Raw genomic sequence first — 17487 nt, 5'->3', positions numbered from 1 at the left:
CCAGGGGTGGTAGCCAGCCTCAAGAAAAACTTGAAACCGTGTTGGCCCACGAAAAGCACGAACAAAGCCTGTTGATTATGGGCAAAAGCGGCTTGCCTTTCGGATGAATGGTCAGCTTTCTGTATCCGCCCCGGTTATTTGTTTTCGTTCGTGTATTTCGTGGACAGATGCCGTTTGGGGTTCGGCTCTTTCGCAGAAGGCAGTGGATCAAAATGACACATAGTGGGGCTTCCCAAGGTCTTCGGGGGGCTTTATTGTATGATAACGAGTGGCTTGGGAGAGGGACGAAAAGTGGTAATTTTTTTAACATTTCCAGAAGAGTGTTAATTGTTTTAACATGTTGATTTTGCGATTGAAATTTGTGTCTTTGGGGAGTAGAAAAGGATTCACTTTAATAAGGATGATTTATAAAACAAAGCGACGAGTAGTAACAGATAAAGTTTTTCTGAAACGCCAGCCTATGAATTCCAATCAACGGAGGGGGATCATGCAAGAGTTTAAGGAAAAACTGTTGGCCCATGTGGAGCACATTAAGACAGTTGGCCACCACTGCTCGACTGAGGAGACCACCAAGCAGGCCTTGATACTCCCCTTCCTCAACATCCTCGACTTCAGTCCTTTTGACCCACAAAAAGTGAAAGCCGAATACGGTGCAAACCTGCCGGGAGTAAAGGCCAATGAACGAGTAGATTATGCTCTCTTCTCCGACGGCAATCCGGTCATGTTTGTCGAAGCCAAGTCATTCAATGAAAAACTGACCAACCATGCCGGACAACTCGCCCGTTACTTCAACTCCACCCCCGGTGTCTCCGTCGCTGCGATCACTAATGGCCGTGAATGGCGCTTCTTCACTGATTTGAAACTACCCAACGTGATGGATGAAAGCCCATTCCTGAAAGTAAATTTTGATGCTTTGTCAGAATCAGATATGGAGCAACTTGCCCAATTCCGTTATGGGTGTTTCCGGCCCGATCAACTGCGAACCTTTGCCGAAGAAAGAGTCTACCAGGAACAGTTCCAGGAAGTAATTGAAAGCTGCCTACGCGATGTGGATCAGGAATTCGTCCGCTTCGTGGCCAACCGCGCAAAACTCGTCGCAAAGCTCACCCCAAGGGTACTGGACACCATAACCCCCTTGATCAAGCGAGCAGTTGCCGATGCCATCAGCAAAATGGTCGTTACCGGACTTTCCGCGCCCCCTGTACCATTCAATACCGCACCGGAACTAGCACCAGTCCCCGAGGATTCCCAGGAGAGCGTTGCCGATCCAAGCAACCCCAGAATCATTACAACCGCTGCCGAGTTGAAATTATTGTCAATTTTGAAAGACATGTTGAACGGCGTGGTCAACCCAGACGAAGTTGTTGGAAAAGATACGGAGTCATACTACACCGTATTATATCAGGGCAAGGTCAACCGTTGGATTGTACGCTATGTGGGCGACCGCGCCAAGCCGCTGGCGTATTTTCCCATTGAGTTGACTGAATTGCACAAGACAGGAATCGCCAAGAGAGGGCTTGTGCTTGGGACAGGCGGCAACAGTATTGTTCTGGATAAGCCGGAAAGTATCATGCGTCTGTCGGAGGTCATCTTTGATGCCTTGGCGTGGTGTCAGGATGATGGGAATTTCAAGAGGGAAAGAAATAACAAAGCAGAAGTCGAGAAAACGGAGACGGGGGAATAATGATGGTGCCACGTCTACACAAGACACCAACACACCCATAATTATCAGCCCAATAGGTATTTAAGTAGCCAAGAAGCTTTATATGGACTTAATTAGGGACACTCCCTATTTTAATCGTGAACGCCGGAGTTCCGGGAATACCTCACGCCGCCTGCTTCATCGGGGTTACGTGCAGCTCAATCTTGCCGCCAACGGCCTGCCGGGCAACCTTCAGGTCGTATGCGGTCTGGAGGTTCAGCCAAAATTCCGGCGTTGTCCCGAAATACCGGGAGATGCGCAGCGCGGTGTCGGCGGTGATGGAGCGGGTACCGTTCAGGATGGCCGTAATCCGGTTTGCAGGCACATGTAGGGCGTGCGCAAAGGCGTTGGCCGTCATGTCGATCTCGGCAAGTTCATCCTTGAGGATTTCGCCGGGGTGTATGGGGCGCATGGCATTCATAGAGATTTTCCCTTTCAATGATAATCGACAATCTCGACGTTGTACGGACCATCCTCCCGCCACTCAAAACATATTCGCCATTGCTGGTTGATGCGTATGCTTTGCCGGCCCTTCCGATCTCCACCCAAAGCCTCGAAGCGGTTGCTCGGCAGGTTCATCAAATCTTCTACGCAGGTGGCGCTTTCAAGAATTTGTAACCTTTTTTCAGCCTGTTGGGCAAAAGTCTGAAAACGCGGGACGTGTTCGCCATGATAGAATTTCTCGGTATGCTTGCAGGCGAATGACCGGATCATGGTAATCAATGTAGTCCGTTTTACGTTTTACGTCAAACATAAAATTAAGCTCACAGGTCGCCCCCTTCGCCGAGCCTTTAGCGGCTGATTCAGCCAACATAAACATACAGGGGTCAGCGCATCCCATTGAAAAAGGCCCACACATGATGACCATGTGCGGGCCTTTGCCCTTGAAGCCGGTGGAGATTGCTATGCTTCTTTCGCCTTGATCTCGATCTCGTCCCTACCTTCTGATGCCTTTTTGAAATTGCGGATGGTCTTGCCCAGGGCACCGCCGATCTCCGGCAGGCGGCTGGCCCCGAAGACCACCACGACGATGGCGAGGACGATGAGCAGTTCCGGTACGCCGAATCCGAACATGGTATCCCTTTCCGCGGCCTAGACGCCGGCCACGGCGGCAAAGTAGCCGTTGTAGTTGACGACCGCCCAAACCGTGCCGCTGGCCGTATCCACACCATAGGTGCCCAAGGTGTAACTGGATTTCCAGGGACCGAGCACGAATTTCTTCGTGCCGCCCGTGCTGCTATTCGCGGCGTTGGTCCAGTTGCCGTTGTCGTCCGGCGTAGCCATGGCGAAAGAGCCGGCCTGGATCTGGGCGTCGGTCACCTTGGTCTTGTCGTAGGTCAGGGAGAGGGCAAAGATATCGGTCTGGGTGCTCCCCAAGGAGGCCGACATGCCCCGCAGCAGCAGGATGTCGCTGGCGGTGGCATTGGCTGCATACCAGCCGGTGTTGACCGTGGCGCTGAAAAAGCGTCCCGACGGATCGGTCACCGTATAGCCGTTTGACCCGGCCAGAACCTTGGCGACCGTACCGCTGCCGGCCGTGCTCGTATTCTGTACCGTGGTATAGGCGGAACCGGCCGCCACCACGAACTGGGTGCCGTTCAGGCTGTACCCGAAGGTCTCCCGCTTGGTGAAGGTGAGGGTCGGCACGGTGGCGATCACCCCGCCGTTGACCGGCGAGGGATAGGCGGGAGCGGAGTAGTAGTCCACCGTCACGTGCGACCCGTCAACGGTCACGAGGCAATAGCCAATAGTGTTCAGTTCCTGTTTGGCAAGGGTCTGGCGCTTGCCGCCACTGTAGGTCACGTCGTTGGAGGGATTGGCGGGATAGTAGAACTTGCTGCTGTTGGAGGCGCCCACGATCTGCATCACCTTGGCGGTCGTGCCGTCTGAGGTCGCCACCAGGCTGCGGTCGTACATGTGGTCGTGGCCGCAGAAGTGATACCCGACGTTGTTGTTCTTCAGGCTGGTGATGAAGGTGTCCAGACCCGGGGAACTGGCGGCCGACGGATCGTTACCGAAGAGCACATCCGTATGGTCCTGGGTGATCATCCCCTTGTGACTGAAGACAAAGGCGTGGCCGCCGGTGGGCTTGCCGGCCAGGGTGGTATCGATCCAACTCTGCTGCGCGGCGATGGTCGTGCCGAGGGCATAGGCCGTGCCGTCGGCGTTAAGATTGTTGGACGGATTAAACTGGTCGAGCAGCACGAAGCGCACGTTGTTGTAGTCGAATGAGTAGGACAGGCCCTTCAGGTTATTCACATCGGTACTGGGGCTGCTGAAGTTGGAGCCAAGGGTGAAGGCGGAGCCGCTCTTGGCTGGGGAGGGCTGGAGGTCGGCATCGGGGTTGGTGAGGCTTAAGACATCCGCCGGCGTTGTGTTCATCTGGCCGTTCTGGGTCTGGGGAAAGGCACGTTGGAACTCGGTAGCCGTGGTTGTCGCACTGTCGTGGTTGCCGCGCAGGGGGAAAAAACCGATCCCGGCGTTGTACAGGGTCTGGGCAAAGACCGCCCGCATGTCCTCGGCAGCGGTGTTCGAGTAGGTGTAGGTCGTGGTCGTGCCGTTGACCGTCTTGGTGGCGGTGGTGGTACCGGTCGAACTTGCCTTTTCCGTCAGGTCACCGGTCTGCACCACAAACTTGACACCCTTGTTGATAAACTCCTGGTTCAGCTTGGCAATGATGTCCACTGGCGTGCCGTTGGGGTTGTAGCCGTCATCGGTCTGGGTCCATTGGGTGTCGTTCATGACGGCGAATTTCCATGCGGTCTTGGACGGCACTACGGCTGCAATCGAACTGGTCGTGGCAGCAGACGACGATGTCCCGCAGCCTCCCATGACCATACCCACCGCGACGGCACCGGCGCCGGCTGCGGTGCGCTTTATGAACTCGCGCCGGTCGATACCCTTTGTCGCACCTGGTTCGAGACCATCGTTCTTGTCGTCGTTCTGTGACATGCGTACGTTTCCTCCTTCATCTGGTATTAGGTTGTGAACTGCCGTCCAAAGCCTCCGGGAAGTGCAGTTGCGCAGTGACGCTCCGACGGATTTAGTACCAGACAATCTCAGCTGTTGGCGTTAAGATCCGGTTAAGAGTGCGTGAACTTTTCCGGGGCTGGTGGGAAAATGTTGGGGCGGTCCCAAAGGGATTCATTGACAGAAGGGCGTCCAGCAATTACATTTTGCTGAGACGATGCACGATAAAGGATGGAAACAACCATGGCACAGACGGATTATTACAAAGCGCTGGGAGTCGATAAGAACGCCACCCCGGATGAGATCAAGAAGGCCTTCCGCAAGCTGGCGGTCAAGTACCACCCCGACCGCAACCCGGGGGACAAGGCGTCCGAGGATAAATTCAAGGAGATCAATGAGGCCTATGCCGTGCTCTCCGATGCCAAGAAAAAGGAAGAGTACGACACCTTCGGCTCAAGCGGGTTCCACCGGCAGTACAGCCAGGAGGACATCTTCCGCGGTTTCGACTTTGGCAACGCCTACAAGGATATGGGGGCGGGAGGCGGCGAGGACATCTTCTCGCGCCTGTTCGGTGGTGCCTTTGGCCGCGGCGGACGGAACGGCTTCCGGGCGGCGCCCCAACAGGGTGCTGACCATGAGATGGAGACCGACGTCAGTTTTCGCGATGCCGCCCTGGGCGCCGAAAAGCTGGTGGCCTTCCGCAGGAACGGCAAGCGGGAGGAACTCAAGGTAAAGATCCCGGCCGGCGTGGAAAACGGCAGCAAGATCCGTATTGCCGGCAAAGGTGGGCAAGGGGAAGGCGGCGGGCCACAGGGGGACCTCTACCTGATCATCCGCGTGCTGGCTGATCCGGTCTTTACCCGCGAGGGAGGCGATCTGTTCGTGGAGCGCTCCATACCGTTCAGCGCCGCCTGCCTGGGAACTTCGCTGGATGTGCCTACCCTGGAGGGGGATAAGCGCATCAAGGTGCCGGCCGGCATTCAGGCCGGTACGAAGATCCGCCTGAAGGGGTGCGGCGTAAAACCGCTGGGATCGAACACTAAGGGTGATCTCTATGTCAAGATCACCATCCAGGTACCGGGGTCCCTGAGCGCCGAGCAGAAAAGACTGGTGGAGAAATTGGCCGAAAACGGGCTGTAGGGCAACGGTCAAACGGCAGGAACAGCGGGAAATGTCAGCAACCCAAAACCGCTTTGGATCCACGAAAGGCGCGAACAAATCAGACCGATGCCGGTAATCGACCATTCGCCCCAAAGGTATACTGACTTTTATCTATAATTAATGCTGATTTTGTGAGTGCATTTCGTGGACGGTTGTTTTTGAGGACCGCTACCCTTCAACGACGAAGGTCACGGTAAAGGTCGTCCCCTCCCCTTCCGTGCTCCGCACCCCGATACTCCCCCCCAGATTTTCCACCAGCGTCTTGGTGACGAACAGCCCCAGCCCGGTGCCTTCACCCGGCTTTTTGGTGGTGAAATAGGGGTCAAATATCTTGGTCAGCGCTGCGGCCGGAATTCCAGGCCCGGTATCGGCGATGACGATGCTCACCTTTCCCGGCTCCGGCGCCAGGGTTTCGACCATCAGGCTGCCCCCATCCTGTTCCATGGCCTGCAGGGCATTCATGATGATGTTGAGCAGGACCTGTTTCAGCAGGTTGGCGCCGACCTCCACCACCGGCAAATGGTAGTCCAGTTTCCGCAGCAGGGTCACTCCGCGCCGAGCCGCTTCGTAGTCGAGAAAGTCCAGCACGAACCCCACCGTAAGGTTGACGTCCGCCTCCCCGCCCGATTCCGTTTCCTCCTGGCTGCTGAAATTGAGCAACCCGCGCGTCATGTGGGAAAGGCGCAGGGCCTCGGAGCTGATCCGGGCAACCATCTCCCGGACGAACTCCGGCACATCGGCTTCCCGCATGATCAACTGGGAGGCCGAGATGATGACGGAAAGCGGCGCGTTCAATTCATGTACCACACCCGCGGAGATCCTGCCGAGTTCGGACATCTTCTCGTTATATGCCAATTGTTTGAGAAGCTCTTGACTGATGGCTCCGTCGATGTGCCTGTCTGCCGGGGTTTCCATACTGATCTCCGGGAGGATCGTCAGAGTGAATGACAAGGGCGGAAGCCGTCCCGGGGGACGGCTTCCGCTTCTTCGTTTGATGCGGAGGTTGAAAGGGCTGTTACATATTGTAGCCGGACTCGGAGTGCTGCGTCTGGTCGAGGCCCATGATTTCGTCTTCCTTATCTACCCGCAGGCCGATGGTCTTATTCAGAACAAAGGCGATGATCAGGGTGACGATGAAGGCATAGCCCCCGGCCGCCAGAACCGCGATCAACTGGATCATGAGCTGCTTGGCGTTGCCGGCCAGAAGGCCGGTTGCGCCGACGGTGGCGAAGACGCCGGTCAAGATGGCGCCAAAGGTGCCGCCGATGCCGTGTACGCCAAAGGCATCCAGGGAGTCGTCATATTTCAGTTTGGCTTTCATCAACACGCCCAGGTAGCAGACGATACCGGCGGCAAAGCCCATGAGCAGGGCAGCACCCGGCTGTACGAAACCGGCTGCCGGGGTGATGACGACCAGACCGGCCACGATACCCGAACCGAAACCGAGGGCGCTGGGCTTGCCTGCGTGGAACCATTCGGCGAACATCCAGGAGAGGCCGGCGGCAGCCGGAGCGATGGCGGTGGTGGTAAAAGCCAGACCGGCCAGGCCGCCTGCCGCATCGGAGGTGTTGACGCCGACAACCGCTGAACCGGCGTTGAATCCGAACCAACCGAACCAGAGCAGGCCAACGCCCAACAGGGTCAGCGGGAGGCTATGGGGAGCCATGCGCTCGGTCGGGAAGCCGCGGCGCTTGCCGAGAAACACCAGGAACGCCAGGGCCGAAATACCGGAGGAAAGATGGACGACCGTACCGCCGGCGAAGTCCAGAGCGCCTTTTTTAAAGAGCCAGCCGTCGGTCATCCAGACCCAGTGGGCCAAGGGGTCATAGACCAGGGTGGTCCAGAGCAGCACGAACAGGCAGAAGGCCGAGAACTTGACGCGTTCCGCCAGGGCGCCGGAGATGAGGGCCACGGTAATCATGGCGAACATGGCCTGGTACATGGCGAATACCAACTCGGGGATCGCGCCGGGCTCCTTGGCGTAGTTCTGGAACAGGGCCCAGTCCACCGTACCGGTGGCGGCATCCTTCATGATGATCAGGCCGTTCAGCATGAACTTGCTGCAGTTGCCCACCAAGCCGCCACCCAGGTCGGGGGCAAAAGCGAGTGAGTAGCCGATAACCGCCCACTGAACACCAACGATACCCATGGCCACAAACGAATGCATCATGGTGGAGAGTACGTTTTTCTGACGGACCATACCGCCGTAGAAAAAGGCCAGGCCAGGTGTCATCAAGAGCACCAGGGCGCAACAAACCAGCATCCAGGCGGTATCGCCGGTGTTGAGCACCGGCTTGACGTCGGGCGGCGTGGCCGGGGCTGCTGCCGCCGGAGCGGCGGCGGGCGTTGCTGCCGGGGCCGCGGCAGGTGCCGCGACAACAGGAGCAGGTGCGGCTGTCGCTGGTGCTGCCGCCGGGGCGGTATCTTTTTTCTCTTCGGCCATGGCGCAGATCGGTATCAGACCGGCCAGGATGACAAGCATAATTGAGGCAAAATACAGTTTGAGCTTCATGATAGTCCTCCGTAGGTAAGTGGTTATATCCGATAATTGTTAGATCGCGTCCGTACCTTTTTCGCCGGTTCTGATCCTTACGGCCTCTTCGAGCGAGACGATAAAGATCTTGCCGTCACCGATCCTGCCGGTCTTGGCCGTATTTTGAATCGTCTCCACTACCTTGGTGACCAGATCGTCGCTCACTGCAATCTCGATCTTGATTTTGGGGATGAAATCAACCACGTACTCTGCACCGCGATAAAGCTCGGTGTGCCCTTTCTGGCGACCGAATCCCTTGACCTCACTGACCGTTATACCTTCGATGCCGATTTCATTGAGGGCATCCTTAACCTCGTCCAATTTGAATGGTTTTATGATGGCTTCGATAAGTTTCATTGCGTCTGCCTCCTTTATTTGCGCGTATATGGGCCACTCCTGGAAAAAGGCGGGGGCGCGGGCAGCCGCCCCCGAATTATAAGGAGGGACAGCTTAGAATGCGATATCCAACTGGGTGGTAAAGGCCGGCTTACCGCCGGGGTTGATATTACCGCCGTTGCCGTTGCTGGGATCGGAAACCGATGTGGTGTAGAACGGGTTGAAAACAACAACACCAACGATCAGCGAGACCTGTTTGGAGAAAGCCCACGAACCGCCCACCGAAACTTCGCCATTGGCATTGTTGCCCCCCATGTAATCGACCGCCAGCCAGAGTTTGTCGGAGATCTCGCTCATGGTGCGGTCCCAGGACGCCATTACGCCGCTGTTCGCACCCCGGCCGAGAGCACGCTCGGAACCATAGTAACCACCTGCGGAGAAGCGGCCTACGACCGGCAGGGTTTTCCCGACCAGTCCATAAACAATATTCTGCCGAGTGGAGAGCCCTTTCTCCAGCTTTTCGTAGGTGCCGAGATTATACGCGCCGATGGCAAACTGGGGCAGCCCCTTGACGCCAAAGGCATCTTCAGGTGTACCCAATTTGGCGTTGAAATAGAGGGGGGCCCGGTCATAGCCATAGATGGCATCGTTCTGGTAGCCCGACTTAAGAAAATCAACCCCGACCTCCAATTTGACGTTTTCCGACGGCAGTACGCCGGCACTCAGGCCGATATTGTACAAATTGGGGTTGAAGCCATTTTCGGTTTTTCCGGAAAAGCGAGTATAATTATCGATATCGATATGAATTTCTTTGAAGCCTTTGACATCGGGGGAAGGAATCCAAATCTGCGTTGAAGGGGTAGCCAGTGCCGTACCACAGGCAAAGACCAATGCTGCCATTGTTGTTGCTACTACGTTACCAATCCTCATCTTTCCTCTCCTTTTCATCGTTGATTTTGAACGGTGATTGGATGAAAGCGACATTGGTTTCATCGATGCACGTTCTGTAGAGTAAAATGTTGTAAAAATATATATGTGTTGTCCGCTACACCTCGCTTATGGTCATGAAGCTTAAGCACATAATGTGCCATATTGCATTTTGCTGTGATATCAAATATATGCGCCATGTCGACCATAATTCAGTGCGTTTTTAATCCCCTGGGCGCTCGTTACGCTGCCTATTTTTTGATCATTTTTTTGCCCTCTGATATTTTTTTGTGCCTATCGCTCAATTAGATTCTACCACGTACGCCGCCGGTGCTCTTTTCGCCGCACCATGCTTTCCGTCTATGCACGCGCTGAAACCATCTGACGTTCCTTGTTTTTTCAGTGGATTTAAGGTAGGTTAACCAAACACATCATTCACAGGAGGTACTCCCATGACACCGGTGGCAAAGGTCGGCGAGGTTCCCAACTTCGGCAAGAAGGTTGTTTCCGTCTCAGACCGGGAAATTCTCCTGGTCAACGTCAAAGGGACCATCTTCGCCTGTGAGAACGAATGTCCCCACCAGGGGAGCCCTATGAACGCCGCCGTTGTCAAAGAGGGGTATATCGCCTGCCCGCGCCACGGCTACCGCTTCAACCTTGCCGATGGCGGATGCGCGGATCACCCCGACCTCACCCTGAAAACCTTTCCCGTCCAAATCAGCGGAGACGACATCCTCATCGATCCGGCATAGACCTCTCCATGGATCATGCCTTCATCATCCTGTTCGCCCTCTGTGCCTGCCTGCTCTCGCTGGTCACGGCGGGGCACGCCCTGCTCCATAAACGCGATTCCCGTTCCGCCCTGGGTTGGATGAGCATCAGCCTGACGTTGCCGCTGCTTGGCCCGTTTCTGTACTGGTGCCTGGGGGTCAACCGCATCTCCCGCCAGGCCCGGCGCTGGCAGGAAAGTGGCCGCAGACTCAGCGGGAGCGAGATCCACCCTCTTGAGGACCCCGGCAGCGAGGCGGTGCGACTCCCCCTGGCCGCGGCACATCTGGATGACCTGCGCGTGTTGGGGGACCGGGTGGTGCGCACCAGACTGCGGGAGGGTAACCGCATCATCCCGCTGGTGGATGGCGAGGAAGCCTATCCGACCATGCTGGCGGCCATCAGGCGGGCAGAGGAAAGCATCAATCTGAGCAGTTATATCTTCGACGCCGACGGCATCGGCGCCGAATTCATCGATCAGCTCAAGGAGGCGACCAAACGGGGCGTTGCGGTGCGGGTCATCATCGACGCCATGGGGGAGAAGTACAGCCGCCACCTCCCCCGCACGGCCCTCGCAGGCACCCGGGTGCGCCTGGTCCGCTATCTCCCCCTGAGCCGGGGCGCCTACATCAACCTGCGCAACCACCGTAAACTACTGATCATCGACGGGCGCGAGGCCTTCACCGGCGGCATGAATATCCGCAGCCGCCACCAACCGGCCTCCACCGATAAGGACACCGCCATCCGGGACATGCACTTTTCCGTTCAAGGCCCGGTGGTGGCAGATCTGCAAAGGACCTTTCTGGAAGACTGGTATTTCGTTACCGGCGAGCGCTTGGACGCGCCCTCCTTCTTTCCCTCCCTCGCTCCCCAGGGCAGCTCCCTGGCCCGCGCCATCAGCGGCGGGCCGGATAACGAGTTCCGCAAACTCGAGCACATCATCATGGGGGTGCTCGCCTGCGCCAAGAAGTCCGTATGCATCATGACCCCCTACTTCATCCCCGACCGGCCGATGATCGCCGCCCTGATCACCACCGCCCTGCGCGGTGTGCCTGTGCGTGTCGTCCTGCCCGGTCTCAACAACCTGCCTTTTGTCCACTGGGCCACCCGCGGGCTCTTATGGGAGCTTCTGGCCAACGGTATCAGGGTGTTCTACCAGCCCCCCCCCTTTGTCCATACCAAACTGTTTCTGGTGGATGACGTCTGGTCGCTGGTCGGCTCCGCCAATCTCGACTCCCGCAGCCTGCGTCTCAATTTCGAACTGAACCTGAGTGTCTTCGACGAGTCCTTTGCCGCCAGCCTCAAACGGCACTTCGAACAAGCCTTCGCCGCCTCCCACGAGATCACCCAGGAGGAGATCGACGGTCGTTCTCTGCCCATCAGGCTCAGGGATAATTACGCGCGGCTCTTTTCACCCTATCTGTAGAGAGTTCGGCGCCCACTCCGGGGCATCCGCACACAACCCAATAAATCCACGGTATTTTCTCATTTTATTTTTGCAATCATTACTGCCGGTGTGCTATATCTAATAGCTTAGATTGGGCGTATACACCTCCACAATATGCACGGGCGGACAGCGGGAGAACGAATGAAACGGGCACTCATTACCGGCATCACCGGCCAGGACGGTTCATACCTGGCAGAGTTGCTGCTACAAAAAGGCTACGAAGTCCACGGCATGATCCGTCGTTCCTCGTCCTTCAATACCGGCCGCATCGATCATATCTACCGCGACCCCCACGAAAAGGATGTTCGCCTGTTCCTGCACTACGGCGATCTGAACGATGCCAGCTCCATCAATACCCTGCTGCGTACTATTCAACCGGACGAGATCTACAACTTGGGTGCCCAGAGCCACGTCAGGGTGTCGTTCGATGTCCCGGAATACACCGGCGAGGTGGATGCCCTGGGTGCGGTGCGCATCCTGGAAGGCATCCGCGAGACCGGCCTGAACACGAAATTTTACCAGGCATCGTCCTCGGAACTCTACGGCAAGGTGGTGGAAACCCCCCAGAGGGAAACCACGCCGTTCTACCCGCGCTCCCCCTATGCCTGCGCCAAGGCCTATGCCTTCTACATCACGGTGAATTACCGCGAAAGCTACAACATGTACGCCTGCAACGGTATCCTCTTCAACCACGAATCACCCCGCCGCGGCGAGACCTTTGTCACCCGCAAGATCACCCGCGCCGCAGCACGCATCAAACTCGGCATGCTCAGTTGTCTCTACCTGGGCAATCTGGACGCCAAGCGCGACTGGGGGTTTGCCGGCGACTATGTCGAGGCCATGTGGCTGATGATGCAGCAGGACAAGGCCGACGACTACGTCATCGCCACCGGCGAAACCTGGTCGGTGCGCACCTTCGCCGAAAAGGTCTTCGAGCGCCTCGGCATGCCGTTGGAGTGGCAGGGGAGCGGCGAGGGAGAGCAGGGCATCGACCGCACCACCGGCCGGGTTGTCATCCGGATCGATCCCAAATACTTCCGACCGGCCGAGGTTGACCTGCTGCTGGGCGACCCTTCCAAGGCGAAACGCCAGCTGGGTTGGGAACTGAAAACGAGCTTCGATCAGCTCGTGAACATGATGGTGGATGGCGATTTGAAACAGGCGGAGCGGGAAATGCGGGCCAACGGTTAAGCTGCCGCCGGCCGGTCCTACATTGGCTGCAGATTGTCCTTTGGGCAGCGAGAGGTAAACCATGTCCAAGATTCTCGTAACCGGCGCTGCCGGGTTTATCGGCTCTCATCTTAGCAAGCGCCTGCTGGCGAGGGGTGACGAAGTCGTTGGCCTCGACAACCTCAACGATTATTACGATGTCCGGCTCAAGTATGCCCGCCTCAAGCAGCTGGAGACCCAGCCCGGCTTCCGGTTCGTCAAAGCCTCCCTTGAAGACCGGGAGGCTATTGCCCGCCTCTTTTCCAACGAACGGTTCGACAAGGTTGTAAACCTGGCCGCCCAGGCCGGGGTACGGTACTCCCTCCAAAATCCCCACGCCTATATCGACAGCAACATCGTCGGCTTCATGAACATCCTGGAAGGGTGCCGCCACAACGACGTCAAACACCTCGTCTACGCCTCGTCCAGTTCGGTCTACGGCGCCAACACCCTGATGCCATTCTCCGTGCACCACAACGTGGACCACCCGGTTTCCCTGTACGCCGCCACCAAAAAGGCCAATGAGCTGATGGCCCATACCTATTCCAGCCTGTACCACCTCCCCACCACCGGCCTGCGCTTCTTTACCGTCTATGGCCCCTGGGGGCGGCCGGATATGGCGCTGTTCCTCTTCACCAAGGCGATCCTGGAGGGCAAACCGATCGATGTCTTCAACCAGGGCAAGATGCAGCGGGATTTCACCTACATCAACGATATCGTGGAAGGCGTGATGCGAGTCACCGACACCACGCCGGTTCCAAGCCTATCATGGGATAGCGACCAGCCAGACCCCGGCACCAGTTATGCGCCGTACCGGCTTTACAACATCGGCAACAACAGCCCGGTGGAGCTCATGCGCTTTATCGAGGTGCTGGAAGATTGCCTCGGTAAAAGGGCGGAAAAGAACCTGTTGCCCATACAAGCCGGGGATGTGCCGGCGACCTATGCCGATGTGGATGATCTGATGAAGGATGTGGGGTTCAAGCCGGCCACTTCGATTGAGGAGGGGATTGGTCGGTTTGTGGAATGGTATCGGGGGTATTATGGCTCGTGATGCCTTAATGTTGGGAATTAAAGCATTTACACACACTCGAGTATCCGGAACAAGCTATGGAATAATATAAGTATATACCAGAGAGTGCCCCCCCAAAGTGTAGTAGATTCCCCTTACTAGTAGGTACTAGCCTTTCAAACCAAGCAATTTTCTTCTACCCCCTCCTGCTTATTTTAGGGCATTCACCTTGTATCTGCTTTTTTTTACATTATCCTATGTCTCATAAGCAGAAAAGACAAGAGCATAGCACTTTAAATTTCGACTGAAACTGCTTAATTCACAGAGAACAACCGGTATCTGCAATATGCAAGAAAGGAATTCATAGTTTAATGTTGAAAAGCATATTATCTTTCTTCAAGACACTTGCATCTGTGAATATACGAAAATTGGCAGTGATGAAAAATATCCTGGTAAATATTTTACTTCAAGTTATTACCGCAATTACAGGGTTTATACTTCCACCATTGATTATCAAAACCTTTGGTTCTGATATGAACGGGCTAGTATCTTCCATAGGCCAATTTGTTGCTTATTTGAATATCGTAGAAGCTGGAGTTGGAGCAGCGAGTATCGCAGCAATGTATAAGCCACTTGCGGAAGGTAATTTTATCGCACTGAACAATATTCTTTCTGCTACGAGACAGTTCTATAATAAATCTGGTTACATATTTATTTCACTAATATTTTTTCTTGCTGTAGTGTTCCCATTTATTGTTTCTGGGCAAGTTGACCAAACAATAGCGTTCTTGATGGTACTCGTGTTAGGTATAACTGGTGCGGCGGAGTTTTTTCTTATAGGCAAATACCGTGTTCTGCTTATGGCCGACCATAAACTTTATGTTATTTCTTTCGCACAGATCATAGGATTGGTTCTAAGTACGGCCAGTGCAGTTATTTTTATCAATACTGGCTTTTCTATTTTATGGGTCAAATTTTTATCGGCTTTAATATTTTTGGCCCGTTATATGATTATGGCAATCTATGTTAGAAATCATTATAATGGTATCAACTTCAAGTCAAAACCTGATAATGAGGCATTATCCCAAAGGTGGGATGCGCTTGTACATCAAATAGCTGGTTTAATAGTATTTAACTCTCCTATTATATTACTTACAATTTTTTGTGGCTTAAAAGAAGTAAGCGTTTATTCAATATACGCGCTTGTTTTTTCTGCCGTAAACCAACTACTGAGTTCTTTTTCGAGCGGAATACAGTCTTTTTTCGGCCAGTCACTTGTCATGAATGATCAGACGCAGATATGCAGGCAATATAGAAAATATGAAGCTGCTTTCTACGCTCTGATTGGTTGGGTTTATACATGTGCTATAGTCCTCATCATGCCATTTATGAGTATCTACACAAAAGGAATGACAGATACAAATTATTCTAGACCACAATTGGCGATTCTTTTTGCTACTGTTGGTATAGCGAATAATTTGCGGGGGCCAGGCGCTACGCTCATAATTGCTGCGGGGCATTTTAAACAAACGAAATATCGATCACTGCTTGAAGCTGGCATCAACTTGGCAGTAAGTCTTGTTTTAGTTAATATTTGGGGTATTAATGGGGTGTTGATTGGGACATTATGTTCAACACTATATCGCACTATCGATGTTTTAATTTATGTAAGTAAGCATTTTTTGGGACAGTCTGTATTAATATCCACTTTTGACACGGTATTACTTACCCTCACTATTTTTATTTCTTCTTTTATCTTATTGAAATTTGTCCCAATAATCAGCTCAAATTACAATATGTGGTTTTATACGTCATGTTATGTAGGATTAAGTCTTATCGTACCATTTGGTGGTTATGTTTTATTTAAGTGGGGTGGCAAATGGAGATCATCTTCAGTCGCTTGTTGAGCAAGCTATATTTGCGTTTTACAAACAAAAAATATGATCGATTTATTTTTAGCTCAAAGGCTAGTAAAAAAGCGAAGTATGGCATTAAAGTTTTAATAGATAAAGATACATATGTTTCAGATGATGTTGAGATCGGCAATTATAGTTATATAAATAGAAATTCAAGCATTGAATCATGCTCAATAGGTAAATTTTGTTCAATATCTTCAAATGTTTTTATTTCACCATTCAACCATGATTATTCTTTTGTATCGACGCATCCGTTTCTTTTCAACAGCTTTTATGGAATGGTCAATAAAACTGTTAGATTGGATCTGAATGACAAAAAAACAATTATTGGCAATGATGTTTGGATAGGATTGAATGTCATTATTAGGCGTGGAATAACTATCGGTGACGGGGTTGTTATTGCCGCAGGGTCGATTGTGACAAGTGATATTCCCTCTTATCAAATCTGGGCGGGCGTTCCTGCAAAATTTGTTAAGCATCGTTTTCCCGACAATATATCACCGGAGCTGCAGAAATTGAACTGGTGGGACTGGGATGATGCAAAACTAATGAAGTACATGCCTTTATTCAGGGCACCAACCGACCTGCTTGAACAAATAAAGAGAGATGAAAATAATGCATAAGTTTTCAATAATTACTGCAGTCTACAATAGAGCACATTTGCTGCAAAATGTTTATCAGTCTATTGTTAAACAGTCAATAACGGATGTTGAGTGGATCGTCGTTGACGATGGCTCAGAGGATAATTGCAGAGAGGTTGTGAAATCATTTAAATCGTCATTCCCAATAATTTATTTACACCAGAAAAATGCAGGGAAGCATGCAGCACTTAATCGTGGGATAACCAAATCTAATAGTTTTTTTACCGTCATCATTGACAGCGATGATGTGTTGTATAACGATGATACGCTAGAAACAGTTTGGAATTTAAATAATGAACTGAATTTAAAAAAAATGAATTGTTCCAGTATCAGCGGATTGTGCTTGGATAGAAAGCTGGAAGTTATAGGAAATACTTTCCCTTTACGTAAAGACAATAGTTTTATCGTGTCTGACCATATTAATATGCGATTCAACAAAAATATATCTGGCGATAAGTGCGAGTTTTTCCTTACTGATGTTCTCAAGCGCTATCCTTTTCCTCTATTAAAAGACGAGAAATTCCTCACGGAAGCCGTTGTGTGGAATAGGATCGCGCATGACTATAAAACGGTATATGTCAATATACCGTTCAAACTTGTAGAATATCTCCAAGATGGGTTGTCTAGTAAAATTGATCTTTTGTTTACCAATAATATGCGTGGTTATATGCTGTATTTCAACGAAGGTTCAATTAGGCCATTCAAGATCAAGTTAAGGTTATTACATGCTATGAATTATATTAAAGTAGCTCATCATCTTGGCTATTCCTGCCTGAAAATTTTTATTGGAGCAAATAACAAATTGTTTTTTTTACCCGCACTATGTTTAGCTATAGTGCGGGGGAAGAAATCCATTAATATTTAA

17 protein-coding genes are annotated in these 17487 nt (G+C 52.9%); 9 read left to right on the top strand and 8 right to left on the bottom strand.

Features of this window, described 5'->3' with window-relative positions:
• Window positions 1-487 precede the first annotated feature (487 nt).
• Complete coding sequence (locus tag F6V25_RS09435; protein WP_151128347.1) at window positions 488-1684, top strand: type I restriction endonuclease; 1197 nt, start codon at window positions 488-490, stop codon at window positions 1682-1684.
• Window positions 1685-1826: 142 nt separating this feature from the next.
• Here F6V25_RS09435 and F6V25_RS09430 read toward each other — a convergent pair whose 3' ends face one another.
• The 4 genes from F6V25_RS09430 to F6V25_RS09415 all read right to left on the bottom strand — a co-directional run bounded on the left by F6V25_RS09430 (window position 1827) and on the right by F6V25_RS09415 (window position 4654).
• Entirely contained in the window at window positions 1827-2123 is a 297-nt protein-coding gene (locus F6V25_RS09430) for a HigA family addiction module antitoxin (protein WP_151128346.1), read from the bottom strand.
• A gap of 14 nt (window positions 2124-2137) precedes the next feature.
• On the bottom strand, window positions 2138-2416 hold the full coding sequence (locus F6V25_RS09425; protein WP_151128345.1) for a type II toxin-antitoxin system RelE/ParE family toxin: 279 nt from the start codon (window positions 2414-2416) through the stop codon (window positions 2138-2140).
• 189 nt (window positions 2417-2605) lie between these two features.
• Complete coding sequence (locus F6V25_RS09420; protein ID WP_151128344.1) at window positions 2606-2776, bottom strand: twin-arginine translocase TatA/TatE family subunit; 171 nt, start codon at window positions 2774-2776, stop codon at window positions 2606-2608.
• An 18-nt stretch (window positions 2777-2794) separates the two neighbouring features.
• Window positions 2795-4654 carry a metallophosphoesterase family protein gene (locus tag F6V25_RS09415; protein WP_151128343.1) on the bottom strand — a complete coding sequence of 620 codons (1860 nt, stop codon included), beginning with the start codon at window positions 4652-4654 and terminating at the stop codon, window positions 2795-2797.
• Between the two features lie 261 nt (window positions 4655-4915).
• Between F6V25_RS09415 and F6V25_RS09410 the strand changes: the two genes are divergently transcribed.
• Window positions 4916-5812: a DnaJ C-terminal domain-containing protein gene (locus tag F6V25_RS09410; protein WP_151128342.1), complete on the top strand. Its 897-nt coding sequence runs from the start codon at window positions 4916-4918 to the stop codon at window positions 5810-5812.
• Between the two features lie 189 nt (window positions 5813-6001).
• On the opposite strand, the gene F6V25_RS09405 is transcribed toward F6V25_RS09410, so the two are convergent.
• The 4 genes from F6V25_RS09405 to F6V25_RS09390 all read right to left on the bottom strand — a co-directional run bounded on the left by F6V25_RS09405 (window position 6002) and on the right by F6V25_RS09390 (window position 9632).
• Window positions 6002-6748 carry a sensor histidine kinase gene (locus F6V25_RS09405; protein WP_151128341.1) on the bottom strand — a complete coding sequence of 249 codons (747 nt, stop codon included), beginning with the start codon at window positions 6746-6748 and terminating at the stop codon, window positions 6002-6004.
• Window positions 6749-6848: 100 nt separating this feature from the next.
• Window positions 6849-8345 carry an ammonium transporter gene (locus tag F6V25_RS09400; protein ID WP_151128340.1) on the bottom strand — a complete coding sequence of 499 codons (1497 nt, stop codon included), beginning with the start codon at window positions 8343-8345 and terminating at the stop codon, window positions 6849-6851.
• Window positions 8346-8384: 39 nt separating this feature from the next.
• Complete coding sequence (locus F6V25_RS09395) at window positions 8385-8723, bottom strand: P-II family nitrogen regulator (RefSeq protein ID WP_151128339.1); 339 nt, start codon at window positions 8721-8723, stop codon at window positions 8385-8387.
• Between the two features lie 93 nt (window positions 8724-8816).
• Complete coding sequence (locus F6V25_RS09390) at window positions 8817-9632, bottom strand: hypothetical protein (protein WP_151128338.1); 816 nt, start codon at window positions 9630-9632, stop codon at window positions 8817-8819.
• A gap of 449 nt (window positions 9633-10081) precedes the next feature.
• Between F6V25_RS09390 and F6V25_RS09385 the strand changes: the two genes are divergently transcribed.
• The 7 genes from F6V25_RS09385 to F6V25_RS09355 all read left to right on the top strand — a co-directional run bounded on the left by F6V25_RS09385 (window position 10082) and on the right by F6V25_RS09355 (window position 17487).
• A complete protein-coding gene (locus F6V25_RS09385; protein WP_149307595.1) occupies window positions 10082-10381 on the top strand; it encodes a Rieske (2Fe-2S) protein in 300 nt (99 codons plus the stop codon).
• 8 nt (window positions 10382-10389) lie between these two features.
• Window positions 10390-11823 (top strand): cardiolipin synthase, encoded by a 1434-nt coding sequence (gene cls / locus F6V25_RS09380; protein ID WP_151128337.1) that lies wholly within the window; start codon window positions 10390-10392, stop codon window positions 11821-11823.
• A 162-nt stretch (window positions 11824-11985) separates the two neighbouring features.
• Window positions 11986-13035, top strand: a complete 1050-nt coding sequence (gmd, locus tag F6V25_RS09375; RefSeq protein ID WP_151128336.1) for a GDP-mannose 4,6-dehydratase — start codon at window positions 11986-11988, stop codon at window positions 13033-13035.
• Window positions 13036-13096: 61 nt separating this feature from the next.
• A complete protein-coding gene (locus F6V25_RS09370) occupies window positions 13097-14107 on the top strand; it encodes an NAD-dependent epimerase (protein WP_151128335.1) in 1011 nt (336 codons plus the stop codon).
• A 395-nt stretch (window positions 14108-14502) separates the two neighbouring features.
• Window positions 14503-15972: a lipopolysaccharide biosynthesis protein gene (locus tag F6V25_RS09365; protein ID WP_151128334.1), complete on the top strand. Its 1470-nt coding sequence runs from the start codon at window positions 14503-14505 to the stop codon at window positions 15970-15972.
• The gene (locus F6V25_RS09360; protein ID WP_151128333.1) at window positions 15945-16604 is read left to right on the top strand and encodes a CatB-related O-acetyltransferase; all 660 of its coding nucleotides are present in this window, start codon (window positions 15945-15947) and stop codon (window positions 16602-16604) included. Before F6V25_RS09365 ends, F6V25_RS09360 begins: the two co-directional genes overlap by 28 nt.
• The gene (locus F6V25_RS09355; protein WP_191966148.1) at window positions 16597-17487 is read left to right on the top strand and encodes a glycosyltransferase family 2 protein; all 891 of its coding nucleotides are present in this window, start codon (window positions 16597-16599) and stop codon (window positions 17485-17487) included. The genes F6V25_RS09360 and F6V25_RS09355 overlap by 8 nt, the downstream gene beginning before the upstream one ends.

The sequence above is a fragment of the Oryzomonas japonica genome (assembly GCF_008802365.1).
Taxonomy (GTDB): Bacteria; Desulfobacterota; Desulfuromonadia; order Geobacterales; family Pseudopelobacteraceae; genus Oryzomonas; species Oryzomonas japonica.
The sequence above is the reverse complement of the archived record's forward strand: the minus strand, read 5'-3'. Positions and strand labels throughout refer to the sequence as shown.

What these genes read in the sequence shown, in the direction of transcription:
- F6V25_RS09360 (WP_151128333.1), top strand. Translation starts at nt 15,945, where the DNA reads ATGGAGATCATCTTCAGTCGCTTGTTGAGCAAGCTATATTTGCGTTTT.
- F6V25_RS09405 (WP_151128341.1), bottom strand. Translation starts at nt 6,748, where the DNA reads ATGGAAACCCCGGCAGACAGGCACATCGACGGAGCCATCAGTCAAGAG.
- F6V25_RS09385 (WP_149307595.1), top strand. Translation starts at nt 10,082, where the DNA reads ATGACACCGGTGGCAAAGGTCGGCGAGGTTCCCAACTTCGGCAAGAAG.
- F6V25_RS09410 (WP_151128342.1), top strand. Translation starts at nt 4,916, where the DNA reads ATGGCACAGACGGATTATTACAAAGCGCTGGGAGTCGATAAGAACGCC.
- F6V25_RS09425 (WP_151128345.1), bottom strand. Translation starts at nt 2,416, where the DNA reads ATGATCCGGTCATTCGCCTGCAAGCATACCGAGAAATTCTATCATGGC.
- F6V25_RS09420 (WP_151128344.1), bottom strand. Translation starts at nt 2,776, where the DNA reads ATGTTCGGATTCGGCGTACCGGAACTGCTCATCGTCCTCGCCATCGTC.
- F6V25_RS09355 (WP_191966148.1), top strand. Translation starts at nt 16,597, where the DNA reads ATGCATAAGTTTTCAATAATTACTGCAGTCTACAATAGAGCACATTTG.
- gmd (WP_151128336.1), top strand. Translation starts at nt 11,986, where the DNA reads ATGAAACGGGCACTCATTACCGGCATCACCGGCCAGGACGGTTCATAC.
- F6V25_RS09365 (WP_151128334.1), top strand. Translation starts at nt 14,503, where the DNA reads ATGAAAAATATCCTGGTAAATATTTTACTTCAAGTTATTACCGCAATT.
- F6V25_RS09430 (WP_151128346.1), bottom strand. Translation starts at nt 2,123, where the DNA reads ATGAATGCCATGCGCCCCATACACCCCGGCGAAATCCTCAAGGATGAA.
- F6V25_RS09370 (WP_151128335.1), top strand. Translation starts at nt 13,097, where the DNA reads ATGTCCAAGATTCTCGTAACCGGCGCTGCCGGGTTTATCGGCTCTCAT.
- F6V25_RS09415 (WP_151128343.1), bottom strand. Translation starts at nt 4,654, where the DNA reads ATGTCACAGAACGACGACAAGAACGATGGTCTCGAACCAGGTGCGACA.
- F6V25_RS09395 (WP_151128339.1), bottom strand. Translation starts at nt 8,723, where the DNA reads ATGAAACTTATCGAAGCCATCATAAAACCATTCAAATTGGACGAGGTT.
- F6V25_RS09390 (WP_151128338.1), bottom strand. Translation starts at nt 9,632, where the DNA reads ATGAGGATTGGTAACGTAGTAGCAACAACAATGGCAGCATTGGTCTTT.
- F6V25_RS09435 (WP_151128347.1), top strand. Translation starts at nt 488, where the DNA reads ATGCAAGAGTTTAAGGAAAAACTGTTGGCCCATGTGGAGCACATTAAG.
- F6V25_RS09400 (WP_151128340.1), bottom strand. Translation starts at nt 8,345, where the DNA reads ATGAAGCTCAAACTGTATTTTGCCTCAATTATGCTTGTCATCCTGGCC.
- cls (WP_151128337.1), top strand. Translation starts at nt 10,390, where the DNA reads ATGGATCATGCCTTCATCATCCTGTTCGCCCTCTGTGCCTGCCTGCTC.